The organism is Mesorhizobium sp. P2_C4 (assembly GCF_056404575.1).
In genome coordinates this window covers 662,252-687,515 of record NZ_JBFUDT010000003.1, presented here as the reverse complement: position 1 = coordinate 687,515, position 25,264 = coordinate 662,252, and the positions used below count along the sequence as shown (strand labels likewise).

Annotated in this window: 24 protein-coding genes and 1 tRNA gene; 13 read left to right on the top strand and 12 right to left on the bottom strand. The window is 61.2% G+C overall.

Annotation, left to right across the window (positions count from 1 at the left end; all coding sequences use genetic code 11):
- Positions 1-3: 3 nt before the first annotated feature.
- Positions 4-282: a terminase small subunit-like protein gene (locus AC1DX6_RS15970; protein ID WP_477314876.1), complete on the bottom strand. Its 279-nt coding sequence runs from the start codon at positions 280-282 to the stop codon at positions 4-6.
- 329 nt (positions 283-611) lie between these two features.
- On the opposite strand from AC1DX6_RS15970, the gene AC1DX6_RS15965 reads away from it, so the two are divergent.
- The gene (locus tag AC1DX6_RS15965) at positions 612-1,286 is read left to right on the top strand and encodes a hypothetical protein (protein WP_477314874.1); all 675 of its coding nucleotides are present in this window, start codon (positions 612-614) and stop codon (positions 1,284-1,286) included.
- A gap of 4 nt (positions 1,287-1,290) precedes the next feature.
- Here the strand turns inward: AC1DX6_RS15965 and AC1DX6_RS15960 are convergent, their stop codons facing one another.
- From AC1DX6_RS15960 to AC1DX6_RS15940, 5 genes are all read right to left on the bottom strand, one after another.
- Positions 1,291-2,073, bottom strand: a complete 783-nt coding sequence (locus tag AC1DX6_RS15960; protein WP_477314872.1) for a hypothetical protein — start codon at positions 2,071-2,073, stop codon at positions 1,291-1,293.
- 6 nt (positions 2,074-2,079) lie between these two features.
- Positions 2,080-3,051, bottom strand: a complete 972-nt coding sequence (locus AC1DX6_RS15955) for a putative phage abortive infection protein (RefSeq protein WP_477314870.1) — start codon at positions 3,049-3,051, stop codon at positions 2,080-2,082.
- A gap of 60 nt (positions 3,052-3,111) precedes the next feature.
- On the bottom strand, positions 3,112-3,294 hold the full coding sequence (locus tag AC1DX6_RS15950) for a hypothetical protein (RefSeq protein ID WP_477314868.1): 183 nt from the start codon (positions 3,292-3,294) through the stop codon (positions 3,112-3,114).
- An 808-nt stretch (positions 3,295-4,102) separates the two neighbouring features.
- A tRNA-Val gene (locus tag AC1DX6_RS15945) sits at positions 4,103-4,177 on the bottom strand.
- Positions 4,178-4,316: 139 nt separating this feature from the next.
- A complete protein-coding gene (locus AC1DX6_RS15940; protein ID WP_477314866.1) occupies positions 4,317-5,003 on the bottom strand; it encodes a phosphoglycolate phosphatase in 687 nt (228 codons plus the stop codon).
- 149 nt (positions 5,004-5,152) lie between these two features.
- Between AC1DX6_RS15940 and rpiA the strand changes: the two genes are divergently transcribed.
- From rpiA to gor, 3 genes are all read left to right on the top strand, one after another.
- Positions 5,153-5,884 carry a ribose-5-phosphate isomerase RpiA gene (rpiA, locus tag AC1DX6_RS15935; protein WP_477314864.1) on the top strand — a complete coding sequence of 244 codons (732 nt, stop codon included), beginning with the start codon at positions 5,153-5,155 and terminating at the stop codon, positions 5,882-5,884.
- Positions 5,871-6,497 carry a DUF2059 domain-containing protein gene (locus tag AC1DX6_RS15930; RefSeq protein WP_477314862.1) on the top strand — a complete coding sequence of 209 codons (627 nt, stop codon included), beginning with the start codon at positions 5,871-5,873 and terminating at the stop codon, positions 6,495-6,497. Before rpiA ends, AC1DX6_RS15930 begins: the two co-directional genes overlap by 14 nt.
- Before the next feature lie 123 nt (positions 6,498-6,620).
- Positions 6,621-8,012 carry a glutathione-disulfide reductase gene (gor, locus tag AC1DX6_RS15925; protein ID WP_477314860.1) on the top strand — a complete coding sequence of 464 codons (1,392 nt, stop codon included), beginning with the start codon at positions 6,621-6,623 and terminating at the stop codon, positions 8,010-8,012.
- A 219-nt stretch (positions 8,013-8,231) separates the two neighbouring features.
- Here gor and mgtE read toward each other — a convergent pair whose 3' ends face one another.
- A complete protein-coding gene (gene mgtE, locus AC1DX6_RS15920) occupies positions 8,232-9,596 on the bottom strand; it encodes a magnesium transporter (protein WP_477314858.1) in 1,365 nt (454 codons plus the stop codon).
- Between the two features lie 290 nt (positions 9,597-9,886).
- Complete coding sequence (locus AC1DX6_RS15915; protein ID WP_477314856.1) at positions 9,887-11,773, bottom strand: ABC transporter ATP-binding protein/permease; 1,887 nt, start codon at positions 11,771-11,773, stop codon at positions 9,887-9,889.
- Positions 11,774-12,366: 593 nt separating this feature from the next.
- Between AC1DX6_RS15915 and AC1DX6_RS15910 the strand changes: the two genes are divergently transcribed.
- The gene (locus AC1DX6_RS15910; RefSeq protein ID WP_477314854.1) at positions 12,367-12,801 is read left to right on the top strand and encodes a hypothetical protein; all 435 of its coding nucleotides are present in this window, start codon (positions 12,367-12,369) and stop codon (positions 12,799-12,801) included.
- Between the two features lies 1 nt (position 12,802).
- Here AC1DX6_RS15910 and AC1DX6_RS15905 read toward each other — a convergent pair whose 3' ends face one another.
- Positions 12,803-13,483 carry a DsbA family oxidoreductase gene (locus tag AC1DX6_RS15905; RefSeq protein WP_477314852.1) on the bottom strand — a complete coding sequence of 227 codons (681 nt, stop codon included), beginning with the start codon at positions 13,481-13,483 and terminating at the stop codon, positions 12,803-12,805.
- A 24-nt stretch (positions 13,484-13,507) separates the two neighbouring features.
- Entirely contained in the window at positions 13,508-15,328 is a 1,821-nt protein-coding gene (locus AC1DX6_RS15900) for an extracellular solute-binding protein (RefSeq protein WP_477314850.1), read from the bottom strand.
- A gap of 244 nt (positions 15,329-15,572) precedes the next feature.
- Here AC1DX6_RS15900 and AC1DX6_RS15895 point away from each other — a divergent pair, with 244 nt between their 5' ends.
- Positions 15,573-16,199, top strand: coding sequence for an invasion associated locus B family protein (locus AC1DX6_RS15895; protein ID WP_477314848.1), 627 nt, complete (start codon positions 15,573-15,575; stop codon positions 16,197-16,199).
- A 79-nt stretch (positions 16,200-16,278) separates the two neighbouring features.
- Here AC1DX6_RS15895 and hspQ read toward each other — a convergent pair whose 3' ends face one another.
- Together hspQ and AC1DX6_RS15885 are read right to left on the bottom strand one after the other, a co-directional pair.
- Positions 16,279-16,602 (bottom strand): heat shock protein HspQ, encoded by a 324-nt coding sequence (hspQ, locus tag AC1DX6_RS15890; protein WP_477246952.1) that lies wholly within the window; start codon positions 16,600-16,602, stop codon positions 16,279-16,281.
- Positions 16,603-16,824: 222 nt separating this feature from the next.
- On the bottom strand, positions 16,825-18,036 hold the full coding sequence (locus AC1DX6_RS15885; RefSeq protein WP_477315131.1) for a UbiH/UbiF family hydroxylase: 1,212 nt from the start codon (positions 18,034-18,036) through the stop codon (positions 16,825-16,827).
- 60 nt (positions 18,037-18,096) lie between these two features.
- Here AC1DX6_RS15885 and AC1DX6_RS15880 point away from each other — a divergent pair, with 60 nt between their 5' ends.
- From AC1DX6_RS15880 to AC1DX6_RS15850, 7 genes are all read left to right on the top strand, one after another.
- Positions 18,097-19,035, top strand: coding sequence for a DUF2182 domain-containing protein (locus AC1DX6_RS15880; RefSeq protein WP_477314846.1), 939 nt, complete (start codon positions 18,097-18,099; stop codon positions 19,033-19,035).
- Positions 19,036-19,049: 14 nt separating this feature from the next.
- Positions 19,050-19,664, top strand: a complete 615-nt coding sequence (locus AC1DX6_RS15875; protein ID WP_477314844.1) for a DUF1326 domain-containing protein — start codon at positions 19,050-19,052, stop codon at positions 19,662-19,664.
- A complete protein-coding gene (pcsA, locus tag AC1DX6_RS15870) occupies positions 19,661-20,494 on the top strand; it encodes a phosphatidylcholine synthase (RefSeq protein WP_477314842.1) in 834 nt (277 codons plus the stop codon). Before AC1DX6_RS15875 ends, pcsA begins: the two co-directional genes overlap by 4 nt.
- A 32-nt stretch (positions 20,495-20,526) precedes the next feature.
- Positions 20,527-21,504, top strand: coding sequence for a quinone oxidoreductase family protein (locus AC1DX6_RS15865; protein ID WP_477314840.1), 978 nt, complete (start codon positions 20,527-20,529; stop codon positions 21,502-21,504).
- Between the two features lie 133 nt (positions 21,505-21,637).
- Complete coding sequence (locus AC1DX6_RS15860) at positions 21,638-23,215, top strand: ABC transporter ATP-binding protein (protein ID WP_477314838.1); 1,578 nt, start codon at positions 21,638-21,640, stop codon at positions 23,213-23,215.
- Positions 23,212-24,324 (top strand): ABC transporter permease, encoded by a 1,113-nt coding sequence (locus tag AC1DX6_RS15855; RefSeq protein ID WP_477314836.1) that lies wholly within the window; start codon positions 23,212-23,214, stop codon positions 24,322-24,324. The genes AC1DX6_RS15860 and AC1DX6_RS15855 overlap by 4 nt, the downstream gene beginning before the upstream one ends.
- On the top strand, positions 24,324-25,244 hold the full coding sequence (locus AC1DX6_RS15850; protein ID WP_477314834.1) for an ABC transporter permease: 921 nt from the start codon (positions 24,324-24,326) through the stop codon (positions 25,242-25,244). The genes AC1DX6_RS15855 and AC1DX6_RS15850 overlap by 1 nt, the downstream gene beginning before the upstream one ends.
- Positions 25,245-25,264 lie beyond the last annotated feature (20 nt).

Genomic DNA, 25,264 nt, shown 5'->3' with positions numbered 1-25,264 from the left:
GCGCTAAACCGGATCGCCGCCGGCGGTTGCCTCGCCACTGGCGCGCGCCAATAGCGTGGTCTTGTCCCTATACTTCTGGGGATGCATGCGGGCCGCAGCCTTCATGCGCGTCTCGATTTGCAGCTTCCGTTTGGCAATAGGCTCGTTTGATAGACCTATGGGCAAAAGGCCGGCTTCAGCGCGCTCCTGCACGGTCAGGGTCAGGACATCGTCGCGAGTGTAAAGGTTGCCAATACCGGCGATGAACATGATCCCGTCCGGCATCATGTCGGCGAGATCCACGCAGTCATCCATATACTTATGGGTGCGGTGCTAGACAGCCTTCTCGTACTTCTCGGAAAATTCAGGGGATTTTGATCGCCAGGTGTAGATCGTATCCGCACAAAACATCTTGTTCATGGCGCCAATCTTGCGCACAGGAGCCCCTTTTGATGGTTTCAAGGCAGATGGCGTCGGCCAGCTCGGTCGAATAGTCAGTCGGACGACCACGAGACGCCGCGGGTTGCACTAGTTCCGTGGCGTTTTTGTCGGGCTGACGTTTGCGGGTAGTCACCTTCAAGTATAGGCTGTGCAGCTTCAATCAGGCAACGAATATCCACCAGGGGGCGGAGATGACCACAGGGCTTGAATACCAACAGATGCGACCGCCGCGGGGCTTGACTGGGATAGCCGTCGCAGTGGGATTCATGGTGCTCGGGCTCGTCTTTGCCTGCGGTGCGACGCTATGGGTGGCACGCGAGCCAGGGAGCAGGGGCCAGATCATAGCCTATCTTGATCGTGCGCTTACAGCAGCTGAGCAGGGGCAGCAAATGATCAGCGCGATAAACGCCCAGAATGACAGTTTGATCAATGACCTAACGGATATTTCCAAAAAGGTGTCTGTGCTGGCTGTCGACGATAAGCAGAAGCAGGAAATCCTCGCGGATCTAGCCGCAACAGCATTCCAGGTTAAAGAGATTAACAAGGGGCCGGAAGAGTATCTCAAAAAGCACGATCTGACTTTTAACGAGCCCGCCTCATTCTCGCTCATATCAACGGCCGAGGCTGCCACGACAAATAAAGTGAAAAACCCGCCAGCACCCCCTAAAACGTTCCTGGACGAGATAAACGATCCTGCTCACCGCATGCTCTTTGTAATCATGAGCGCGCTAGCTGTCGGCGGCGTCTTCACGATCCTGTACGCCGTCAGCAAGGTTCCGGCGAAACAGAAGTTTTATCAGACGGTCATAATCAACGTCGGAACGTTCCTGGCCGGTCTCGGCGGAGGTGCCTTCATCGCAGGATAGGGTTTCATTCGGTACCGCTGACAGACTCCTTATCGTCTCCCGATATCTGTGTTCGTATAATCCTAGCCACTTCGGCGTTGCCCTGGCCCTCAAAGTCATCCGCTATCGTGGGCAAAAGCCACTCAAAGCCATGGGCCTTCAGTATGTTGATCCAAATCAGAACCGCATGCTCACTCTGGTTCGGACCCAAAGCCGGCACTCTCGCGATGAACTCTCTTGCATCCTGAGAATCTGGTCCCCCAAGCTTATACGTCGGAATGGGTGCTGCTATTGCGCGTCGGGAGTCCGCCACCGCGTCCTTACGCATCTCTCTTTGAAGCTTGATGTTTTCACGGATCACCGCAGCTTCGGAAGGCTGGTAGTTAAACTCAACGCTCTCACCCTTGTCGTCACGGTGGTATTTCAGCCCGAAGGCAGCGTTCTGCTCGATTGATATTTTGGCCAGCCTCTCAGCCGACTTCATAACCGGGGATTGGTGTTGATAGACGTCAGCGGCAGTGGGCGGCTTTTTTGATGAGCTGAGGTAGTCCCGCACCGTCTTGGAGAACTTTGCCAGATTGTTGGCAGCTGTCACCACAGACGAGACTGTCTTCGCGCCGCTTCCCAATATGCTGAGCGCATCTTTCAGGAACAGCAGGGTCGAGCCTGTAACGATGTTCGCTAGGACCAGGTCGCTGCCCGTGGTTCGTTTGTAATCGGCGGCAAGGTCTTCGAGGAGCTTTCCCAGCTCTGCAACTGGCAACGGGCGGTTGTTCTGGAATGAAATGAGAAGAGTATCGTCTGCCACGGGGTCCTACTTCTTTTCTGGTTGGCTTATCGTTGCTGTACTCGAAAGGGTGTCGCCCGCGGCCATTTTCGACAGGCTATCTGAACGAGCCGAGGCAGCGAATAGGCCCTCGTGGTCCGTATCGAACAGTAGCTCGGTCGGCAGGTTGTCGAGCAGGGAATAGCCCTCGACGTAGTGCTTGAACTTCTCACCCTTGGTTGTGAGGCAGTTGTAGAACAGCATGACCAGCTCGTAGTCGGACAGTTGCGCCCGCAGAAGCTTCATGTATCGATTGTGGCCGACATTGCTGTCATCAATAAAGCGTACGACGTTGTAGAGGTAGCGAAAATAGTGGCCGAGATCTTGTTTCCAGTCGACCCAGAAGGCATCGTAAGCCATCTGAATGCGCTTGACCTCGCCATAGTTGTACAACAGATCATATATCCGCTTCAGCTCCTCGCTGAAAAACTTGAAGCAGTCCCGGCCCTTGATATCCCCAGGGGTTGTGCCGTCGGTTCGCGTGAAGCGTCGTATGTCCATCGAATTGACGATGGTGTTGTGCAGGGTGAGCATCTGGAAGAAGGTCGATTCAAAGCTCTCACGCTTTTGCGACGCCAGTTGGTCTTGAAATGCCTTCTCGGCCGCTACGGCTTCCTTCCTAGCTTGAGTATTGGTGTGTTGCTGCAGCACTATGGTGATAAGCAGTCCGAAGAACGTGAAGAACGTCAGGATCGGGCTGGCAATGCCGCCGACGAAGTCCCCAAACTTCTCCAGCTCGGTTGTGACACCCATCTCGATCGCCCCGACCGCAAAAATGGCCACGACAAAGGCGACTGCCAACACCAGCAGCTTGTATAAGCTGTGAGCGGAATCTCCAGTGGTTGGAGAGATGACTCCTTGGAACCAAGTGAATCCGGGCCAGGTAGGGCGGTTTCGCGCAACAGCCCATACTACGAACACGAAGATAATTATCCCGGTCCAGAAGGCCGCGGTGCCCATTGTGTTCCCCCCGGGCATTTGCATACCAGCGGAAGCAAAGGGGCGCAATCAGCAGTCCCGCTACTGCACAGTATCAGTCTTCGGGCGCGCGCCAGTCGCCAAATACTCGATGAACGTGAGTGCGCCGATCGCCGTCATGGCGCTCTCCACATATTCGGCGTCGGATGTGCGCGCTCCTAGGATGCCGACTGCCTTACGAGCATGGGGCAACGCATCGGGCGGCATTGCTTCGTGGCGGGTCATGGCGCCGATTCGCCGCGGTTCTTGTCGTCAATTCAATATGGCTCGGGAGCCGGAAGTTTCCAAGCGCCCTTGACGCAGGGCAGAGGCGTTCCCATATCGCGTTTGGCGCACTGCGCGCCGAAATGAGCAAAATAGCAAATCGCAAATCACAACCAAAATCACCCAAGCGCACAAATCAGCAAAAACCGATCAAATCAGCAAAATCAAATCCAGCTAAAGACCGATCAAATCAGCAAGCGCAAAACACACAGTACCCAATCAGCGAAAAATCATCAGTTCAGCAAAAATCAAGATCAAATTTCAAATGCAGTGACTGACAGCGGCGCGGCCGCGCCCACCAGTCGCACCCAAACCTGAATTGGATTTCGAAATCTCGACTTTCACCCCTTTAGGGTACTGTCGGCGCCTGCAGACCCGGAAACGCCAACATGGTCATCCGAGTCCACATTGAACTAAAGCTGGAATTGAAGACGGTTCTCAAGATCGTCGTTTTCCTGATCGGCTACTTCGGTAGTTAAATGGAGGGGCACCGCGAGGTGCCCCTTTCCATTTTCAGCCATGGATTACCTCTGCCACGCGGTTTTGATCGCCGCTCCAGAACGGACGATTAGGATCCTAAGGCTCTTGGTATTCTGCTAGCCCTTGCTCCGGCCTGGGCGGTCTAAAAGGGGTTGGAGCGCTCCCGCCATTCCCGATTTGAAAGCGATCCCCGCCGAGGACTACAAATTTTTCGTCACCTACCGCGCCGGTCAGTACTTTGGAGGGAGTTCGTGTGGGCCAAGTCATCTAACCAATCTAGGAGGTTGGATGGTGGGCGATGCAGGGATTGAACCTGCGACCCCACCCGTGTGAAGGGTGTGCTCTCCCGCTGAGCTAATCGCCCGCTCGTTGCCCGAAGGCCAAGCGAGCCGCGATATAAGGGAGGCCGGCAGTTGAAGTCAAGGCGGGGTTCAGCGTTCGGACAAGATTGGATTTGCCGTCCTTTCGACCCCGTTTGCGACGTGACGCTGACCCTGACCCGATCAGCATCCCGCCGCGGCCTTGATCAGCCGTTCCGCCAGATCGAGCGTCAGCGCGTCGAAATGCGAGATGACCGCCGACGGTTCGAATTCGCTGACATGGCGGTCGGTGTAGCCGAAATCGACGGCGACCACCGGAATGCCGGCGGCTTTGGCGGTATCGATGTCGGTCTGCGAATCACCGACCATCAGCGCGCGATCGGGGTCGCCGCCGGCCAACGCGATGGTTTGCGTGAGATGGCGCGGGTCGGGTTTGCGGAAGGCGAATGTGTCTTGTCCGGCGATCGCGGCGAAATGCCTGGTCAGGCCGAGCGCCTCGATCAGCGCGACGGAATTGGCCTCGTATTTGTTGGTGCAGATGGCCAGGAGATAACCGGCCGTCTCGAATCGGGCGATGGCCTCGACCACGCCGGGGTAGGGGCGCGATTTGCCGGGGATGTTGTCGGTGTAGTGGTCGAGGAACAGCTTTAGCAGCCGGTCGTGCTCCTCGACATCAAGCGATTTCTGCTGCGCGGTATGCGCGCGCTCGATCATCACCCGGCCGCCCTGGCCGACGAAGCGCTTGAAGCCGGCTTCGTCGACGGCCGCGAGTTCGCTGGCGGCAAGGCTGTAGTTGAGGCTGTCGAGCAGGTCCGGCGCGGTATCGACCAGCGTCCCGTCGAGGTCGAACACGATGATCGGTCGGGTCATGGTCTGTCCTGTGGCGAAATGCGTTGCCGGCAGGCGATAGCGGCTACGGCCCATTCAGGCAAGCACGGCCGATCAGTCCACAGGCAAAGTCTTTGACCGCGCGGGCAAAAATGCTACGAGCGCGCAAACGAGCGAAATCCGGGGCAGGCATGGATGCGAGGCAACTGAAGGTCGAGGCTGCGCGGGCAGCGCTTGCCCATGTCACCGATGGCATGCGGCTCGGCATCGGCACGGGCACCACGGCCGAGGAGTTCGTGCGGCTGTTGGCCGAGAAAGTTGCGACAGGGTTGACCGTCGTCGGCGTGCCGACTTCCGAGCGCACCGCCATCCTATGCCGCGAGCTTGGCGTGCCGCTGTCGACGCTGGAGGAAACGCCTGAACTCGATCTCACCATCGACGGCGCCGACGAGGTCGACCCGGCGCTGACCCTGGTCAAGGGCGGAGGCGGCGCGCTGCTGCGCGAAAAGATTGTTGCGGCGGCGTCCGAGCGCATGATCGTCATTGCCGACCGCTCGAAGATGGTCGAGACGCTCGGCCGCTTTCCACTGCCGATCGAGGTCAATCAATTTGGCCTGCGCGCCACTGAAATCGCGGTCGGCGCGGCGGCGCAAAGCCTCGGTCTTTCCGGCCCGGTTACATTGAGGATGACGGGGAGCCAGCCTTTTGTTACAGACGGCGGCCATTTTATCCTCGATGCATCTTTTGGCCGCATTCCGGATACAAGAGCGCTTTCGAATGCTCTCCATGCCATTCCTGGCGTGGTTGAGCACGGTCTTTTCATCGGGCTGGCGTCAGCGGCCATCATCGCCGGCGGCGACGGCATCCAAACCGTCCATGCCGCCCGAAAACCAGGGAGTTCTACCGATCATGATGTTGCATAACCGGGTTCGCAGCCTTTCCGCCATTCTGCTGGCTTCGGCTGTCTTAGCGTTTTCGTCGCCGGCGTTCTCGCAAGACGTCACCGAAGCGCATCTGAAGGCCGCGCGCGCCGCAGTCGCCGCGATCCACGCAACGGACCCGTTCGACAACATCCTGCCGCAGGGCGCTGCCGCGCTCGAGCAGCAGCTGATCCAGAAGAACCCTGACATGGAAGAGCTGATCAGCAAGACGGTCGCCGAGAAGGCCCTGGCGCTGGCCTCGCGCCGCACCGATCTCGAGAAGGAAGCAGCACTCGCCTATGCCAAGGTGTTTTCCGAAAAGGAACTCACCGACATCGCCGCCTTCTACAATTCCGATGCCGGCAAGAAGCTGCTCGAAAACGGCCCGATCGTGACGCGTGAACTGGTGAAGGCCGCCGACATCTGGCAGAACGGCGTCGGCCGCGATCTCGCCCAGCAGGTTGGTGAAGCGCTGGCCGCGGCCGCGAAAGCCAGGGCGCCGGCAGCACCGGCGCCGGCTGACGCCACTGCGCCTGCCGATGGTGCGGCCCCAGCCGACGGTGCGGCTCCTGCCGATGGCGCCGCCCCTGCCGATGGCGCAGCGCCGGCCAACTGATCCCTCTTTTCCAAGCGGCGTTCTCGTCGCTGGACCAAGAAAGCCCGGCTTTGTCCGGGCTTTTCTTTTGCCTGTTTGCAGCCTACCTGTGGCGCAAGTTCATCGCGCTTCGGGAGCCTCGTCATGGCCGGTTACGACTACGATCTTTTCGTTATCGGCGGCGGTTCCGGCGGGGTGAGGGCGGCCCGTGTCGCGGCAGCCCTCGGCAAGCGCGTCGGCATCGCCGAGGAATTCCGCTATGGCGGCACCTGCGTCATCCGCGGCTGCGTGCCGAAAAAGCTCTACGTCTATGCCTCGCAGTTTCCCGAGCATTTTGCCGACGCGGCCGGCTATGGCTGGACGGTGCCCGAGGCGAGCTTCGACTGGCAGACGCTGGTCGCCAACAAGGATCGCGAGATCAGCCGGCTGGAGGCGATCTATGAGAAGAACGTCAAGGGCGCCGGCGGCGAGACGTTCCATTCGCGCGCCATGCTGGTCGACAAGCATGTGGTGCATCTGCTGGGCGAGGATCGCACCGTCACCGCCGACCAGATTCTCATCGCCACCGGCGGCCGTCCGGCGCCGCATCCGGCACTGCCCGGTCATGAACACTGCATCTTTTCCAACGAAGCCTTTGATCTCAAGCAGCTGCCGAAGGCGATCATGATCGAGGGCGGCGGCTATATCGCCGTCGAATTCGCCAACATCTTTCATGGGCTGGGCGTCGACACCACGCTGGTCTATCGCGGCAAGGAGATCCTCTCGCGTTTCGACATGGACCTGCGGCGCATGCTGCATGAGACGATGGAAAAGAAGGGGATCAAGATCCTCTGCCACGCCGTGTCCGAATGGATCCGCAAGCGGCCCGACGGCCGGCTCGATGCGCTGGTCACCGGCGGCAGGATACTGACGGTCGACCAGGTCATGCTCGCCATCGGCCGCATTCCCAACACCGAGAACATGGGTCTCGAAGGTGTCGGCGTCGAGCTCGGCCAGACCGGCGCCATCAAGGTCGACAAATACTCGCGCACCAACATCGACAACATCTGGGCGATCGGTGACGTCACCAACCGCGTGCAATTGACGCCGGTGGCGATCCACGAGGCGATGTGTTTCATCGAAACCGCCTTCAAGGGCAATCCGACGGCGCCCGATCACGACACCATCGCCACCGCGGTCTTCTCGCAGCCGGAGATCGGCACCGTCGGCCTGTCGGAGGACGAGGCCGTCAAGCGCTTTGCCGACATCGAAATCTACCGCGCCACCTTCCGGCCGATGCGCCACACGCTGTCGGGGCGCGACGAAAAGATGCTGATGAAGCTGGTGGTCGACGGCGCCTCGAAAAAGGTGCTCGGCGCCCATATCCTCGGGCCGGATGCCGGCGAGATGGCGCAGCTGCTCGCCATCCCGCTGAAGGCCGGGCTGACCAAGGACGATTTCGACCGTACCATGGCCGTGCATCCGACGGCAGCGGAGGAACTCGTCACCATGTACAAGCCGACCTACCGCGTGAAGGACGGCGTGCGGGTCGATTGATTTAAAACGCTGAGGGGTGTGTTGAGATTCAAGTCAGGCCGAGCCGAGAATGGTGGCTTTCGAGAACCGGAGCGGAGCGTACTAAAGTACGTGAGCACCGGCCTACGCCGGCCGTAGCCCAAGTTACCGCCGCACTTGTGAGTGCTTCGGCCGGCGAAGGCCGGAAGCGCCGAAAACCGCCATTCGCAGGCCGGCATCACCTGAATATCAGCACACACCCTACAGCAGCGTGCCGCGCAGGATCACCATCGCCACCGAGAAATAGATCACCAGGCCGGTGACATCGACCAGCGTGGCGACGAACGGCGCCGATGCGCTGGCCGGGTCGAAGCCGATGCGCTTCAGCGCGAACGGCAGCATCGACCCCGACAGCGAGCCGAACGTGACGATGCCAACCAGTGCCGCGCCGACCGTGGTGGCGATCAGCGGCCAGTGCGGGCCGTAGTCGTAAAAGCCCATATATTGCCACAGCGAGATGCGGAAGATGCCGACCATGCCAAGCATGGCCCCCAGCACGAGGCCGGTGGGCAGTTCGCGCAAGGCGACCCGCCACCAGTCGCCAAGACCGATCTCGCGCAGCGCCAGTGCCCGGATGACCAGCGAGGTCGCCTGCGAGCCGGAATTGCCGCCCGAGCTCATGATCAGCGGGATGAACAGCGTCAGCACGATCGCCTTTTGCAGTTCGCCCTCATAGCTTTGCATCGCATTGGCGGTCAGCATCTCTGAGATGAACAGCGCGCACAGCCAGCCGCCGCGTTTCTGGATCATGGCGAGAAAGCTCATCTTCATGTAGGGCTCGTCCAGAGCCTCCATGCCGCCGAAACGATGCACGTCCTCGGTCGTCTGCTCGACCATCGTATCGATGATGTCGTCGACGGTGACGATGCCGAGGATCTTGCCGTGGTCGACGACCGGAACGGCGAGCAGATCGTATTTCGAGATCAGCTGCGCCACGTTTTCGCGGTCGGTCAGCGGTGAGACCGTGACCGGCGCGCGATCCAGCGCCACATCCATCACCAGATCGTCCGGCTCGCCGGTGATCAGCCGGCGCAGGCCGGTCGAGCGCACCAGAACATGCGTCTGCGGATCGACAATGTAGATTGCGTAGATGGTCTCGCGCGTCCGCTCGACCTTGCGGATGTAGTCCAGTGTCCGGCCCACGGTCCAGTCCGCGGGCACGCTGACGAACTCTGTCGTCATCAGCGACGCAGCACTGCCTTCGGGATAGCCCAGAATGGCAAGCAGCGTCGCCCGCAGCGGCGGCGCAAGCCCGCCGAGCAGCTCCGAGCGGGCCGGCTCCTCCAGCTCGCGCAGCAGGTCGGCGGCGCGGTCGACCGACATGGCGGTGAGCAGCTTGCCCGCCTTGGCGCGGGGCAGCGCCTCGACAAGCTCGGGCGCAGCGTCGAGTTCCGGCTGGTCGAAGATTTCGACCAGCCGCTCGAACGGCACTTCACACAGCAGCTCTATCGCTGTTTCGTGAGGCTCCCGGTTCAGGGCCTCGACGACGTCGGCGACGTGATCGTTTGCAAGGATACGGGCGATCGCGACGGCATCGTCGCCCGCGACGGGGGAAAATTCGTTCATGGTTCACTCCTTGCCATCCGGCAGGACGTGAACCGGTCAGGTCACGTCTAGGCGGACGGCTGTTGCGTTCGACTGTGACTGTCGCCAGGCATGGCGCGGTGACCTTTCTGCTCGCGGGTTCAGGTTGGAATTCTGCGAGCCGGCGCAACATAGGAGCGCATCTTGCCGAGTCAATCGCGATAGCGGCCGAAAACGTCGGCGGAGAGGGCCAATCGCGAGACTGTGATCGCTGTCAGTGTGTTGTACGGCTCAAAGGCAGCCTACGGCAGCCAAAGCCCTTGGCGACGCTGCTATTTCTGCTTCAGCCGGCGCGAGAAACGCAGCCATTTGTCCTCGGCCGGCCTTGGCTGAGCGAGAATGGTGGTGAGCTCGCGAGGCAGGTTCGGCACCAGCGGCTTCTTTGTGGCGACGCCATCGGCGATCGAAACCACACTGTGGTAGAACTCAGCGCCTGAAAGCGATCTTGGCGGCACGGCTTCGTGCATGATGCTGATCACCGTGACATCGGGGCAATTGTCCTTGATCGCCTGATGGAAGGCGATCTTGCCGTCGGGATCGAGCGCACCGGTCGCCTCGTCGAGGAACAGCAGGCCCGGTTGCTGTAGCACGATACGGGCGACAACCAGCTTCTGCTTCTGGCCACCCGAAAGAACCTGGTCCCAGTTCTTCCCCTCACGGCTTTCGTCGGCCATATGCTCGATGAAATCGCCAAGGCCGGCCCTGTGCAATGCGGACGCAACCTGCGCGTCGGTGTGGTCGTGCTCGGAGCCGGGCAGGCAGACCAGCTGTTTTAGCGAGACCTGCTGCAGCTTGACCTCCTGGGCGGCAAAGAAACTGCGCACACCGTCCGGGAAGACGATGGTGCCGCGGCCATAGGGCCACAGGCCGTTGATCGCCTTGATCAGCGAGGTCTTGCCACAACCGGACTCACCCTTCAGGAACGTCCACTCGCCACGCCGGAAGCGTAAATTCGCGGCACTCAGGAACGGTGTTGCGTCTTCGCCCTGATGCGCCAGTTCCAGCTTCTGGATGGTCAGGCCGAAAACCGGGTTCTGGCGGTCGTAGCGGAAATCGGAGCGACCGGTCTGGCTGTAGAATTCCTGCGGCCGCTGGACGTTTTCGATGGCGTTGGCGAGCTCGGTGACGCGCTGGCTGTTGGCCCGCAACGTGGCGATGGCCGGCATGACATGGATGAACCACGAACATTGGCTGATCAGCGAATTGACCATCTCGGAGCCGGTTATGTAGCCCTTGAGGTCGAAGCCGTTGTGGATGAAAGGCACAAGGCCAGGCCCGTAGGCGACAATGCGGGCGCCGATGAAATTGTAGATCAGCTCGAACGAATTGTAGCCCGTGTTGACGATGTTCAGCCGCGCCCAGGTGCGGTCGATATCGACATAAAGCTGGCTGTGCATGGTTTTCTGCACATTCTCGCCGTGCGAGGCGGCGACATGGAAACTGCGGCGCAGGAACGTGATCAGCTCGCTGCGATAGCTGCCTTCGGACTGCTGCATCTTGACGTTGAGCCGTTCCAGCAACCTGCCCAGTTTGACCGCGATCCAGGTGTTCAGCGGCACATAGGTGGCGACCGCCACGAAGGCCAGGACCGCGCTGCCATAGCTGCCGAGGAACTCAAGTCCTTTTACTTCGACAGAGTTTGTCAGCAGCGCTCCACCGACAAAGTAGAGCGAGGTGGCGACGCCCAGGACACCCATGGCAAGGCCGATGGCGCCGCCGGTCATGTCCTTGATCGATTCCTGGACGCGCTGGTCGATGTTGTCGGGAGCGGCGTTGCCGGACGAACCGTGCTGGGCATGGAAATGCGTGTGATTGGTATCGAGCAGCGCTTCGTTGAACCGGCTGTCCAGCCAGCCGCGCCATTTGCGATGCAGCGTCGCCGAGACGAGGCTGCGGATGCCGGTAAAGCCCGCATCCTTGAGCACGACCAGCAGCACGAGGATGCCGGCATTGGTCAGCAGTGATTCAAGCGGAGCGGTGTTTGCGGCATCGTGGAAAAAGGCGATCGAGTTGACCAGCTCTCCCGACGCTTCGGCGAACCAGACCCCGGATTTGCTTGACAGCGCCGTGAGCAGCGCAATCACCAGCGTCAGTGTCCAGGCTTCCTTCCAGCGGTCCGAGAACCAGTAGGCCCGCATCAGCCCCCAGAAGCTGCGCATCGACGAAACCGGCGTCAGGGACGACGGCCTTGCGGCATCGCCAGGTGTTTTTTCAGGTACTGACTCTTGCGATGGTCTGCCGACCCGAATCACGATCCCGCCCAAACCTTTTTTCTTTTGTTACGGATAGTAACACCAATTGATCATTTTCTATTAATTTTCTCCCGGCGACTGTGAACAGGCGCACGCAACGTTGCCATTGGGCAACAGGTCGGGCTGCGGAGCCTGCACACGGAAAGGGAATATTGCTATTTATTACAATGGGTTGAGTAGCGATGAGGCGATCGTTTTTACCTTCCCTAGGGGAAGCTTTTCACACGGTTTTGTGAACCTTTCCGCCTTGCCGGTCGGCCAATTCTCCTCCGAAGGGCTGAGTGGCAAGCCCCCAAATTGGCTGTCTCCAACCACATCAGGAGTACCGTCGTGATCGCTGGCCGGCAGCCCTATCTGCCTCGATTCGTTTCGGACGAAGGGTTCCGGGCGTCTGGGGCGATCCGCCAGATCGCACTTTCCCAGATGCACGCCAAACCGCGTTTGACAACGCAGTCGTCCGGATCGAACCTGATCCGGCGCATTTGGCTCAGGGGTCTTTCATGTTTGCAAGAAAATTGTCGGTCGCGATGCTTGCGGCCTTCGTCTCGCTGCCTTTGGCGCATGCCGCCGAACAGACCATTCCGGCGAGCGCTGACGGGCAGGTCGAGTTCAATTCACCGTCCGGCAACATCGGCTGCATCTACACGCCGAAAGGCGGCACCAGCACTTATCAGCCGCAGGATGGCGGTCCGGAACTGAGTTGCTCCCGCGTCCAGCCAAGCTACATCACCGTCATCCTCGGGCCGAAGGGGCCGGCGACACTGATCAAGAACCCCGGCGAGCAAGGCTGCTGCAGCGATGTCGCCAAGCTGGCCTACGGAAACAGCTGGAGCAAGGGGCCGTTCAAGTGCGAGTCGTCAACCAGGGGCCTGACCTGCACCGGCTCCAACGGCCATGGCTTCTTCGTCAGCAAGGCGAAGGTGACTGTGAACTAGTTCAGCCGGCCTTTTCCAACTCGCCCTTCGCTTTCGCAGCCGCGACCTGGCGGATGGCGTCCGCCAGCGTGTCGGCGTCCTGCGCTCCCATCACCGCATATTTGCCTTCCAGCAGGAAGCACGGCACGCCGGTAATGCCCATACGCGAAGCGGTGGCGATTTCGGTGCGCACCGCCTCGACATCGGCATCGGTCGGCAACAGCGTCTCCACCACGGCGGCATCCATGCCGGCCTCGCGGGCGGCCTCGATCAGCACGGCATGATCGCCGATGTTGACGCCTTCCTCGAAATTGAGCTGGAACAGCCGCCGCACCAGCCGGTTCTGCACCGCTTCGCCGGCCGCACCCGCCCAGCGGATGACGCGATGCGCGTCCAGCGTGTTGGGCGCGACCTTGATGGCATCGAAGGCGAAGTTGATCCCTTCTGCCTCGCCCAGCGGCTCGATGCGGGCATGGATTTCGCGGATGCGCTGCTCGCTGCCGAACTTGCCCAGCATGTATTCGCGACGATCCTTGCCTTGCGGCGGAATGGTCGGGTCGAGCTGGAATGGCCGCCAGCGTATATGCACGTCGATATCGCTGGCGGCTGCAATCGCCTTGTCGAGCCGCTTCTGGCCGATGAAGCACCATGGGCAGACGACATCGGACACCACATCGACAGTGATCGAGTTCAGTTCGCTCATTCCATGATCTCCTGTCGCGAAAGTTCAGTTCGCCTTGCGCCACCAGCTTGGCAGTTCATAGCCGGCCAGAGGCGTCTTTTGCGGATGTTCCAGATAGTTCCAGTAGGCAATCCATTGCTGCGTGTTGTGCTGCATCGGCACCACATAGTTGCCCGAGATCAGCAGCCTGTCGAGGACGCGGACTGCAGCGACATAGTCTTCACGGCTGCGGGCATTGAGCATTGCATCCAGCGCAGCGTCCACCGCCGGATCGGCAACGCCGGCAAGGTTGAAGGAACCTTCTGCCTTGGCGGACGAGGATCCCCAGCGCCCGAGCTGCTCGATGCCGGGCGACAGCGAGTTGTTGAAACCGCCCGAGCCGATGAGAACGTCGAAATCGAAACGCTGCTTGCGCGACTGTATCTGGTCGCCCTCGAGGCTGCGGATACCGACCTCGATGCCGATTTTCTCCAGTGTACGCTGATAGATGGCGGCAAGGCGTTCCTCGTCCTGCGAGGAGGTCAGGATCTCGAAAGCGAAAGGCTTTCCCTCGGGATCGAGCATCACGCCGTCCTGCACGGTGTAGCCAGTGCTTTTCAACAGATCGAAGGCGGCCCTCAGCACCTTGCGGTCCTGGCCCGAGCCGTCGGTGACCGGTGGCCTGTAGGTGCCGTCCATGACATCGGCCGGCACGCGGCCGGGATAGGGCGCCAGCAGGGCCTTTTCCCTGTCGTCAGCCGGATGGCCGAGCGCGGAAAGGTCCGAGTTCTGCCAAAAACTCATGGTGCGCGTGTATTTGCCGCCGAACAGGTTCTTGTTGGCCCACTCGAAGTCATAGAGCATGCCAAGCGCACGCCGCACGGTGGGGTTGGAAAACTTCTGCAGCCTGGTGTTGAACAGGAACCCGGTGACCACAGGCGGGATGCCGGTGTCGAAGGTCTCGGCGACCACATCGCCCTTGTGGAAGGCGGGGAAGTCGAGGTCGCGCTCGCGCTTGACCGGATCGCTTTCGTCGTCGATGGCGCAGATGCCCTTCTTGAACGCTTCGAGCTTGGCGTTGGCGTTAAGGAAATATTCGATGGTGATCTGGTCGTAATTGTCGAAGCCGCGCTTGGAAGGGATGTCCTTGCCCCAATAATCCGGGTTGCGCTTGAACACGATGCGCTGTCCCGGCTGCACTTGCGCCACGGTGTAGGGCCCGCTGCCGATCAAGGGTTTCAGCGTTGTCTTGTCGAACGTTTCCTTGTCGAAGGCGTGCTTGGGCAGAATCGGTGTCAGCGCGATGATCAATGGAGTTTCGCGATTTGCCTTTTCATTGAAGGTGAAGCGCACGCTGTGGTCGCCGGTTTTTTCGAGCTTGGCGATCAGGCTCATGCGCTGGCTGTAAGGCGGCCGGCCCTTGTCGGTGTAGACGTCATAGGTGAACAGCACGTCTTCCGGCGTCACCGGCTGGCCGTCCGACCATTTGGCCTTGGGATCGAGGTGGAATTCGATGCTCTTGCGCTCGGGATCCATGTCGGCAGTGTCGGCGAGCAGGCCGTAGAGGCTGAAGGGCTCATCGTCGTTGCGCTTCATCAATGGCTCGAAGACGAGATTGCCGTAGTTCTGGTCCATCATGCCGCGTGCCGTGGTGCGCAGGCTTTTCACGATGAACGGGTTGAGATTGTCGAAACTGCCGACGACGCAATAGGTGATGCTGCCGCCCTTCGGCGCGTCGGGATTGACGTAGTTGAAATGTGTATAGTCGGCGGACAGCGCCGGCTCGCCATGCATGGCGATCGCGTGCTTCGGTTCTGATGCGGCCGGCTGGAGCGAAAGGGTGAGAAACGAGAGGGCGGCGATCAGCCAAACAAGAACGCGGTCCATGACCGTCTCCTTACTGGGCGGCTTGATGATTCGCAGTGCACCCTAGAGCAAAGGATGGTCAAATTGAACCATTCCGCCCGCCAATCGCACCGCCAAGAATTGCAGGCGCCGGGCTGGATTCGGCCGCACATGCAGTGTAACACGCCGTCCGAAGTCATCCTGTTGCCTCATTTCGGCAACAGGTAGCTGGACCACACGGCGCGAAGCAGCCGGTCCTGGGATCATTTGAGAGGAAGTGCACGATATGACGAGCCTGAACAGCAACGCGTACCGCCTTACGGTCATGGCCGCAGGCGTGGTCGGCTTTCTGGGCGCCGAACTTCCCGCCGCTTCCGCACAGCAACAGCAGGTTCCGCAAGGTTGGTTCAAGGCCTGCACCAAACAGGAAGATGTCGACATCTGCAATGTCCAGAACATCACCACGGCCGGCAACGGCCAGCTCGTCACCGGCGTCAGCCTGATCGAGTTGAAGGGCAAGGTGAACCGCAAGGTGTTCCAGGTAACGGTTCCGTCCGGTCGCCTCGTGCCACCCGGCATCGGCCTGCAGATCGACGCCAACAAACCGGTGAAGCTCGACTACGTGGTCTGCTTCCCAGACCGCTGCGTCGCCGAAGTGCCGTTGACCGACCAGCTCGTCGCGTCCTTCAAGAAGGGACAGGCGATCACGCTCACCTCGATCAATTTCCAGAGCCAGCCGAACCCGATCAAGGTCGCCTTGACCGGCTTCAGTGGCGCCTTCGACGGCCCGCCGCTGCAGCAGTCCGACATCGAGGACCGGCAGAAGAAGCTGCAGGACTTCGTTGCCAAGAACAACCAGGATTTCGCCAAGAAGCTCAAGGACGAACAGGAAAAGGCGAAAGCCGCCAACTGATCGACCGACAGTCCAGGATTTAGAAAAAGCGGGGTCATGCCCCGCTTTTTTCGTTCCTGCCCATCAATGTCCGGCCATATCAATGCTTGGATTGGCGTTTCGGCTCGTAGCGACCGTCCGGCCGCTTGTCGAACATCTCGCCGATCTGCGGATGCCGGACCGGTTCGCCTGATTGGTCCTCAAGCAGGTTCTGCTCGGACACATAGGCGATGTATTCCGTTTCCGAATTCTCGGCGAGCAAATGATAGAAGGGCTGGTCCTTGCGTGGCCGCACGTCCGCCGGGATCGCCTCGTACCATTCGTCGGTGTTGGCGAATTGCGGATCGACATCGAAGATCACGCCGCGGAACGGAAACAGCCGGTGGCGAACCACCTGTCCGATCGAGAATTTGGCTGTCTTCATCTTACTCACCACTTAAGTCCTAGAGCGCCGCGCGTCCTTTGGAAGGGGCCAAAGACGCTCTAAGGCTTTGAATCTACGCAACGCGCTGCGAAAAATCGAGCCCGACTTTAGGGCTGATTGCCAGTTCTATTTGGCGTAGACACCACATCAATTCAATCCAGAAGCGCTTGACGCCTCGTCAAGCTACGCGCCGAACGAAACGAAAGTTTTGGCGCAGGCCTGCTACCGCCGGACCGGCCTTCGCAAGCCACCGGCGAGGGCAGAAAAGCCGCTGCCGGGCCGCAGCCCCTCGCGCATGAAGAAGGCGCGCAGCGGCGCGAAACTGCCGAGCACGCCGAGGCCGGCGCTGCGCGCCATCTGGGCCGGCAGCATGTCCGACAACAGAGACATGTTGAGCAGATTGACCGCGCCGCTGCGCGCCAGAATGTCGGGCCGGCGCCTGATATCATAGGCCGCGAGGGCCTTTGCAGCACCAGGGTCATCGCGGTTTTCGCAAGCGATTCCAATTAGATCGTCGATGTCCCTGATACCGAGATTGAGCCCTTGGGCGCCGATCGGCGGAAACACATGCGCCGCCTCGCCGACCAACGCCACCCTGTTCCGCGCGAAGCGTCCGGGCGACGCCGCCGAAAGCGGGTAGATCTGCCGGCCGGGCTCGACCGTCACCCGGCCGAGCAACGATTGCATCTGCTGTTCGACCCGCTGCGAAAGCGTGGCATCGTCGAGTGCTGCGAGCTCCTTCGCCGTCTCCGGCTTCACCACCCAGACCAGGCTGGAGCGGTTGCCAGGCAGCGGAACCTGCGTGAACGGGCCGGTTTCTGTGTGGAATTCGGTCGAGGTGAAAGCGTGCTCGCGACGGTGGCCGAAATTCAGCACCAGCGCAGCCTGCGGGTAGGAGCGCACGGATGCGTGAATGCCCGCCGCCTCGCGTGCCGGCGACAGGCGCCCGTCGGCAGCGACCGCCAGCAACGCCGCAACCCCGCTGCCATCGGCGAGGGCGGCATGAGCGCTGCCGGCATCGAGACGCCACGTCTGCACCATTGATTTTCGCCATTCGATGCCGGCATGGGCGGCAACCGCCTTGGCAAGCGCCGGATTAAGGGCGCTGTTGGGCAGATTGAGCCCAAATTGCTCCTCGTCGATTTCCGTGGCGCGAAAGGTGACCACCGGGCTGCGGATCAGCCGGCTGGTCGCATCGATGATGCGCATCACCTTCAACGGCGCAGCCTTGGGCCTGATGTCGGCAAGGACGCCCAACCGCTCGAGGATTTTCAGGGCCGGGTTCATCAAAGCGGTGGTGCGGCCATCGGCGCCGCCCGCCTCAGGTCCGACGAGCGTGACGGGAAAGCCTGCCTCGGCAAAACCGAGCGCCGCAATCAGCCCTGCCGGGCCGCCGCCGGCAACCAGTATCCGCGCTGTCTCCTGATGGTCCAAATTCGGTTTCCGCATCACGATGCAGGCCCGTTCGGCCTGCTGATGGATATAGGGCAGATCATGCAGCTTGATCAACGCGGCGATTCGGCTCATTCGATTGCCATGACCGGCCAAGATCATGATTTCAGTCATCTCGACCGTGCCGGTCGCACCACGGCAGGCGTTGCGCGCAACCCGCGGCTGACGGTCAACATCATCGTCGGCACGAGCATCCTGCTGGCCTGGCTGCTGCTCGGCAGCATGGCCATCCGCGGCGCTGAAAGCCGGGTGCCAGGTGCCGATGCACCCGGCGATTCCATGCTGAGATACCTGCCGCATTTGCCGCTGCCCGATTTCCTCGATCGCTTCTTCGCGCTTTGCCTCACGCCTGCGCCACTCGACGGAACCGTCGCCACAGAGGCGCTGGCGCTCGTCGGCATGTGGTTCCTGATGGCTGTCGCAACCATGCTGCCGTCGGCGGCGCCGATGGTCCGAATTTATTGCGAGATCGCCGACACGGCGCGGATCAAGGGCGAACCGGTCGTCCATCCGCTGGTTCTGGTCGCCGGCTACCTCTGCACATGGTTGGTCGCCGCGGCAGGCTTCGCGGCCCTGACGCTTGCCGTCCATGCCTTCGCCACATCTGGGCAGTTGCTGGGTCCGGTGGTTGGGCTTGCCGGCGCAACCGCGCTGCTGGTTGCCGGCCTTTACCAGTTCAGCGACCTCAAGGACGCCTGTCTGACAAAATGCAAAAATCCGTTCTCGATCCTGTTTGCGAACTGGAGCGCCAGGCCCGTGCGCATTTTCCAGCTCGGCCTGCAGCAAGGCCTGTGGTGCCTCGGCTGCTGCTGGGCGCTGATGCTGGTGATGTTCGCCGTCGGCACGATGAACGTGTTCTGGATGGCGCTCATCGGCCTGTTCACCCTGATCGAAAAACAAACGACAGGCAGGCTTCCAACCCGGCTGGCCGGTGCGATACTGCTTGTCTGGGCCGCCGCCCTGCTAGTAGTCTCGGCGTAGGGGGAGAGAATTCGATGGCAGATCACGGCTGGGCAATGAAGGGAGAGCTCGTACTCTCCTGCAATTGCACGGTTTTTTGCCCTTGCGTGCTGTCTCTCGGCAATCATCCGCCAACCGAGGGTTATTGCCAGACCTGGGCGGGATTCCGCATCGACGCCGGCCATTTCGGCGAGGTTGACCTGTCCGGCCTCAATCTGGGGCTGATCATGGAAATTCCCGGCTATATGAGCCGCGGCAACTGGACCGCCGGCCTGTTCATCGACCAGCGCGCCTCGGTCTATGCCGTCAAGGCGCTCACGAAGATTTTCACCGGCAAGGCCGGTGGAACCACGTCGCTGCTTTCCATCCTTGTCGGAAAATTCCTGGGCGTCGAACAAGTGCCGATCACCTATGAGACGCGTGACAAGACGCGTATCTTCCAGATACCGAAGATCATCGACGGGGCGGTGACGCCGATTCCCGGCAAGGATCGCGAGAAAGATACGGTGATCACCAACTCGGAATACTGGATCGCACCGGAAATCATCGTGGCCAGGTCCGACAAGAGCAAGCTGCGGGCTTTCGGCCGCAACTGGAATTTTGCCGGCCGTTCGGCCGAAATCTGCAAGCTGGACTGGCGGGGCCCGTGAGCAAGAACACAACGGCAAGGAAAACGGCCAAGAAAATCGCCGACCGGATTCCAAGGCCGAAAAAGAAAGTCACCTGGCCGCAGGCGCGTGCGTTTTCGGTCCATCTCTTGACTGCATCGGGTTCGTTCCTGGCGTTCCTGTCGCTAGTCGCGGCAAGCGAGCAGCGCTGGACGGCGATGTTCTGGTGGCTCGGCCTGGCACTGTTCGTTGATGGCATCGACGGACCGATCGCCAGGAAGCTCGAGGTCAAGGAAATCCTGCCGACCTGGTCGGGCGAAATGCTCGACAACATCATCGACTATGTCACCTATGTGCTGATCCCGGCCTTCGCGCTTTACCAGCGCGGTTTCATGGGCGAGCGGCTGTCGTTCCTGTCGGCGGCCATCATCGTCGTGTCGAGCGCGATCTACTACGCCGACACCGGCATGAAGACCAAGGAGAACTTCTTCAAGGGTTTTCCGGTGGTCTGGAACATGGTGGTGTTCACACTGTTCGTCATAGAGCCTGGACAATGGGTTTCCTTCGCCATCGTCGTGGCGGCGGGCATTCTGACCTTCGTGCCGATCAATTTCATCCATCCGGTACGCGTGGTGCGGCTGCGGCCGCTCAATCTCAGCATGACGCTGCTGTGGTGCGCTTTCGGCGCGCTCGCTTTGGCGCAGGCCGCCCTTGCCGCCTTCTACGATCAGATCGGCGTGCTGGGTGAGCAGGTCAGTGTCTTCACCAAGATCGGCATCACCTTCACCGGGCTTTACCTCGCTTGCATCGGCGGTATCATGCAGTTCTTCCCGGCGCTTGGCGCCAGGAAAGATGATTCCGACAAAGCCTGATCCCAGGGCCTGATCCCAAGGAAGCCTGCTCAATGTCCAAAGCGATCCGTATCCACGCCCATGGCGGTCCGGAGGTTCTGACCTATGAAGACGCCGATCCCGGGCAACCCGGCGCCGGGCAAATCCTCGTCAGGCACACGGCGATCGGCCTCAATTTCATCGATGTCTATCATCGTTCAGGCCTCTATCCGCCGCCCGGCGGCTTCCCGCTGATCCCGGGTGGCGAGGCTGCCGGCGTGGTTGTGGAGGTCGGCGCGGATGTCGACTGGCTGAGACCGGGCGATCGCATCGCCTATGCCGTCAACGTCGGCGCCTATGCCGAACAGCGCGTGATCGCCGCCGACCGCGTGGTGAAGGTGCCGGACGGCATCAGCGACGAACAGGCGGCAGGCATGATGCTGAAGGGCATGACGGCGGAATATCTGCTGCGCCGCACCTTCAAGGTGAAGGCGGGCGACACGATCCTGTTCCACGCCGCCGCCGGCGGCGTCGGACTGATCCTCGGCCAATGGGCCAAGCATCTTGGCGCGACCGTCATCGGCACCGCCAGCAGCACCGACAAGATCGAACTCGCCAAGGCGCACGGCTTCGACCATGTCATCAACTATCGCGAGCAGGATTTCGTCGCCGGAGTCGCCGCTGTCACCGGCGGCAAGAAATGCGATGTCGTCTATGATTCCGTCGGCAACGACACGTTTCCCGCCTCGCTCGATTGCCTGAAACCGCTCGGCATGTTCGTCAGCTTCGGCCAGTCGTCGGGACCAATACCGCCTTTCAGCATGTCGCTGCTGGCGCAAAAGGGCTCGCTGTTCGTGACCCGGCCGACGCTGTTCGTCTACAACGCCACCCGCGAAGCCCTCGAAACCTCCGCCAAGGCTTTGTTCGACATCGTGCTCAGTGGCGCCGTCAAGATCAAGATCAACCAGCGCTACGCACTCAACGATGCCGGCAAGGCGCATTCCGACCTCGAGGGTCGCCGGACGACCGGGACGACTATTCTCATCCCTTAGTCCCGTCTGCCTTGCTATCCCTTGAGTTTCCGCTGAAATTCTTGAAGCTCTTTCAAGTCGCGTGCCGCTTTCCCAGCGGAGCCGGCCGCGCCTACCATGCTTGCGGGAACACAGAACATATCTGGCAAACCAGATGGGAGGCACTGTGAGTGCAAATCAGGACGACGCGACCTTGCTCGAGGTTCGCGGGCTCACCAAGATATTCGGCACGCTGACAGCGTGTGACCATGTCGATCTCAACATCGCCAGGGGTGAAATCCACGCGCTGCTCGGCGAAAACGGCGCCGGCAAGTCGACGTTGGTCAAGATGCTGTTCGGATCGCTCGAGCCCAATTCGGGCGAGATCTTCTGGAACGGCCAGGCGGTCAGGATTTCCAGCCCGGGCTTTGCAAAGAAACTCGGCATCGGCATGGTTTTCCAGCATTTTTCGCTGTTCGAGGCGCTGACGGCGGCCGAGAACATCGCGCTGTCGCTGGATGACGGATCGCCAATCAGCACCATCGCCGCCAAGGCGAGGGCGCTCTCGTTCAGCTACGGCCTGCCGCTCGATCCGGAATCGCTGGTCGGCGACCTGTCGGTCGGCGAACGCCAGCGCATCGAAATCATCCGCTGCCTGTTGCAAACGCCGCAGCTCATCATCCTCGACGAGCCGACATCGGTGCTGACGCCGCAGGAAGCCGACAAACTGTTCGAGACCCTCGAGCGTTTGCGCTCGGAAGGAAAGTCCATCCTCTACATTTCGCACCGGTTGGAAGAGGTCAAACGCATCTGTGACCGCGCCACCGTGCTGCGTCATGGCAAGGTGGTCGGTCATTGCAACCCGCGCGAGGAAACCGCCTCGTCGCTGGCCCGCATGATGGTCGGCAACGAGGTGCAGGCCGTGGTGCGGGCGCCGGCCGACGGCATCGAGACCGCCCAGTCGCTGCTTGAGATCCGGGCGCTGAGCCGCAAGCCGGCGACGCCGTTCTCGATCCCGCTGAAAAACATCAATCTCAACGTGCGCGCCGGCGAGGTGATCGGCATTGCCGGCGTCGCCGGCAACGGCCAGGGCGAGTTCTTCGAATCCGTCTCCGGCGAAGTGCTACAGCAGGACACCGCCTCCGTGCGCATCCGCGGCAAGGACGCCGGTGGCCTCTCCATAACCGGCCGTCGGCTGATTGGTGCTGCCTTCGTCCCGGAAGAGCGGCTGGGCCACGGTGCCGCGCCGCGCATGAAGCTTTCGGAAAACCTGCTTCTGTCGCGCCACGCCACCGACGGCAAGGTTTTCGTCGGCGCCGGAGGCGTGGTCAAAAGCGCTGCGATCTACGGTGCCGCCCAGCGCATCATCGAGGCCATGGACGTGCGCAAGAGCGCGCCGGACCCCGAAGCAGCGGCTCTTTCGGGCGGCAACCTGCAGAAATTCATCGTCGGCCGCGAACTCGACCGCAAGCCCAGCGTCATGGTCGTCAACCAGCCGACCTGGGGCGTCGACGCCGGCGCTGCCGCCCACATCCGCCAGGCACTGATCGAACTGGCGCGCAGCGGCTCGGCGGTTCTGGTCATCAGCCAGGACCTCGACGAGCTGTTCGAGATCTCGGATGCAATCGCGGTCATGCACAATGGCGAATTGTCAAAACCGTTGCCGATCGCCGAGGCCACTTTCGAGAAGATCGGACTGCTGATGGGCGGCGCCGAGCCCGGCCACGCCGAACATGTTCTGGAGATCGCATGATGCGCCTCGAACTCGTCAAACGCCCGCAGCGCTCTATGCTGTTTTCGGCATTGTCGCCCTTCATCGCCTTCGTGCTGACGATGATCGCCGGCGCGATACTGTTCGCGCTGCTTGGCGTCAACCCGTTGACTGCGTTTCAGATTTACTTCATCGAGCCGATCAGCCAGGTCTGGCAGCTGCATGAGCTGGCGATCAAGGCAGCACCGCTGATCCTGATCGCGGTCGGCCTGTCGGTCTGCTACAAGGCCAACATCTGGAACATCGGCGCCGAAGGCCAGTTCATCCTCGGCGGTATTTTCGGCTCGATCATTCCGGTGTTGTTCCCGCAGTTTGAAGGCCCTTTGGTACTGCCGATGATGCTGTTGTTCGGCATGGTTGGCGGCGCCGCCTATGCGGCGATCCCGGCCTTGCTGAAAACACGCTTCGGCACCAACGAGATCCTGACCAGCCTGATGTTGGTCTATGTCGCCCAGCTGTTCCTCGACTGGCTGGTGCGCGGTCCGTGGCGCGATCCGCAGGGCCATGGCTTTCCGCAAACCATCCAGTTCAACGACTCCGCCGTGTTGCCGGAATTGATGCCGGATGCCGGCCGGGCAAACTGGGGCTTCGTCTTTGCGCTGGTTGCGGCGCTGCTGATCTGGATCCTGATGAGCCGCCTGCTGAAAGGCTTCGAGGTCCGCGTGCTGGGTTCGAGCCCGCGGGCAGGGCGCTTTGCCGGCTTCGGCCTCAACCGCATGGTGTTCTTCGCCTTCCTGCTGTCTGGCGCGCTGGCCGGTCTTGCCGGCATCTCGGAAGTCTCCGGCGCCATCGGTCAATTGCAGCCGGTGATCTCACCCGGCTACGGCTTCACCGCCATCATCGTGGCGTTCCTTGGCCGGCTCAATCCGCTGGGCATCGTCGCCGCTGGCCTTGTGCTGGCGCTGACCTATCTCGGCGGCGAGGCGGTGCAAAGCGCGCTCGGCATCTCCGACAAGGTGGCGCGGGTGTTCCAGGGCATGCTTTTGTTCTTCGTGCTCGGCTGCGACACGTTCATTCACTACCGCATTCGCCTGATCGGACTTACCGCGCCCAAACTTGAAGCCGCACCCAAGCTGGAGGAGGCCCGCTGATGGACATCGTCGTCAACATCCTTTTGACCGTCGCCACGGCGGCGACGCCGCTGCTCATCGCGGCGATCGGCGAACTGGTGGTCGAACGCTCTGGCGTGCTCAATCTCGGCGTCGAAGGCATGATGATCATGGGTGCGGTCGGCGGCTTCGGCGCCGGCTACCTCACCGGCTCGCCCTGGATCGGTCTTTTGGCGGCGATCGCCATGGGGGCGCTGTTCTCGTTGCTGTTTGCCGTCATGACCCTGTCGCTGGCCACCAACCAGGTGGCGACCGGCCTGTCGCTGACGCTGCTCGGTCTCGGCCTGTCCGGCATGATGGGAACCAGTTTCGTCGGCCAGCCCGGCGTCAGGCTGCCTAACCTCGACATTCCCGGCCTGACCTCGATCCCTGTCGTCGGCAGGCTTTTGTTCGGCCAGGACCCGATCTTCTACATCTCGATCGCGCTGACCGCGGCTGTCATGTGGTTCCTGTTCAAGACCCGCACCGGGTTGACGCTGCGCTCGATCGGCGACAGCCACACCTCGGCGCACGCGCTTGGCATCAAGGTCATCCGCTATCGCTATCTCGCGGTGATCTTCGGCGGCGCCTGTGCCGGCCTCGCCGGCGGCCACCTGTCGCTGGTCTACACGCCGCAGTGGGTTGAAAACATGAGCGCCGGCCGCGGCTGGATCGCTCTGGCCCTGGTCGTGTTCGCCTCGTGGCGCCCATGGCGCGTGCTGGCCGGCGCCTATATCTTCGGCGCGGTCTGGATCGGCCAGCTTCATGCACAGGCATTTGGCATTCCGGTCCCTTCGCAGCTGCTTTCTTCGCTGCCCTATCTGGCAACCATCGTGGTTCTCGTTCTAATCTCGCGCAACAAGCGTCTGACGATGATGAACACGCCGGCTTCCTTGGGGCAGCCATTCGTTCCGGATCGTTGACAATAAAAACAAACGGGAAG

What these genes read in the sequence shown, in the direction of transcription:
- AC1DX6_RS15930 (WP_477314862.1), top strand. Translation starts at nt 5,871, where the DNA reads ATGATGTTGCATAACCGGGTTCGCAGCCTTTCCGCCATTCTGCTGGCT.
- AC1DX6_RS15880 (WP_477314846.1), top strand. Translation starts at nt 18,097, where the DNA reads ATGCAGCTTGATCAACGCGGCGATTCGGCTCATTCGATTGCCATGACC.
- AC1DX6_RS15895 (WP_477314848.1), top strand. Translation starts at nt 15,573, where the DNA reads ATGACGAGCCTGAACAGCAACGCGTACCGCCTTACGGTCATGGCCGCA.
- AC1DX6_RS15865 (WP_477314840.1), top strand. Translation starts at nt 20,527, where the DNA reads ATGTCCAAAGCGATCCGTATCCACGCCCATGGCGGTCCGGAGGTTCTG.
- AC1DX6_RS15965 (WP_477314874.1), top strand. Translation starts at nt 612, where the DNA reads ATGACCACAGGGCTTGAATACCAACAGATGCGACCGCCGCGGGGCTTG.
- mgtE (WP_477314858.1), bottom strand. Translation starts at nt 9,596, where the DNA reads ATGAACGAATTTTCCCCCGTCGCGGGCGACGATGCCGTCGCGATCGCC.
- AC1DX6_RS15900 (WP_477314850.1), bottom strand. Translation starts at nt 15,328, where the DNA reads ATGGACCGCGTTCTTGTTTGGCTGATCGCCGCCCTCTCGTTTCTCACC.
- AC1DX6_RS15860 (WP_477314838.1), top strand. Translation starts at nt 21,638, where the DNA reads ATGGGAGGCACTGTGAGTGCAAATCAGGACGACGCGACCTTGCTCGAG.
- AC1DX6_RS15905 (WP_477314852.1), bottom strand. Translation starts at nt 13,483, where the DNA reads ATGAGCGAACTGAACTCGATCACTGTCGATGTGGTGTCCGATGTCGTC.
- rpiA (WP_477314864.1), top strand. Translation starts at nt 5,153, where the DNA reads ATGGATGCGAGGCAACTGAAGGTCGAGGCTGCGCGGGCAGCGCTTGCC.
- AC1DX6_RS15910 (WP_477314854.1), top strand. Translation starts at nt 12,367, where the DNA reads ATGTTTGCAAGAAAATTGTCGGTCGCGATGCTTGCGGCCTTCGTCTCG.
- AC1DX6_RS15940 (WP_477314866.1), bottom strand. Translation starts at nt 5,003, where the DNA reads ATGACCCGACCGATCATCGTGTTCGACCTCGACGGGACGCTGGTCGAT.
- hspQ (WP_477246952.1), bottom strand. Translation starts at nt 16,602, where the DNA reads ATGAAGACAGCCAAATTCTCGATCGGACAGGTGGTTCGCCACCGGCTG.
- AC1DX6_RS15950 (WP_477314868.1), bottom strand. Translation starts at nt 3,294, where the DNA reads ATGACCCGCCACGAAGCAATGCCGCCCGATGCGTTGCCCCATGCTCGT.
- AC1DX6_RS15955 (WP_477314870.1), bottom strand. Translation starts at nt 3,051, where the DNA reads ATGGGCACCGCGGCCTTCTGGACCGGGATAATTATCTTCGTGTTCGTA.
- AC1DX6_RS15850 (WP_477314834.1), top strand. Translation starts at nt 24,324, where the DNA reads ATGGACATCGTCGTCAACATCCTTTTGACCGTCGCCACGGCGGCGACG.
- gor (WP_477314860.1), top strand. Translation starts at nt 6,621, where the DNA reads ATGGCCGGTTACGACTACGATCTTTTCGTTATCGGCGGCGGTTCCGGC.
- AC1DX6_RS15915 (WP_477314856.1), bottom strand. Translation starts at nt 11,773, where the DNA reads ATGCGCAGCTTCTGGGGGCTGATGCGGGCCTACTGGTTCTCGGACCGC.
- AC1DX6_RS15875 (WP_477314844.1), top strand. Translation starts at nt 19,050, where the DNA reads ATGGCAGATCACGGCTGGGCAATGAAGGGAGAGCTCGTACTCTCCTGC.
- AC1DX6_RS15855 (WP_477314836.1), top strand. Translation starts at nt 23,212, where the DNA reads ATGATGCGCCTCGAACTCGTCAAACGCCCGCAGCGCTCTATGCTGTTT.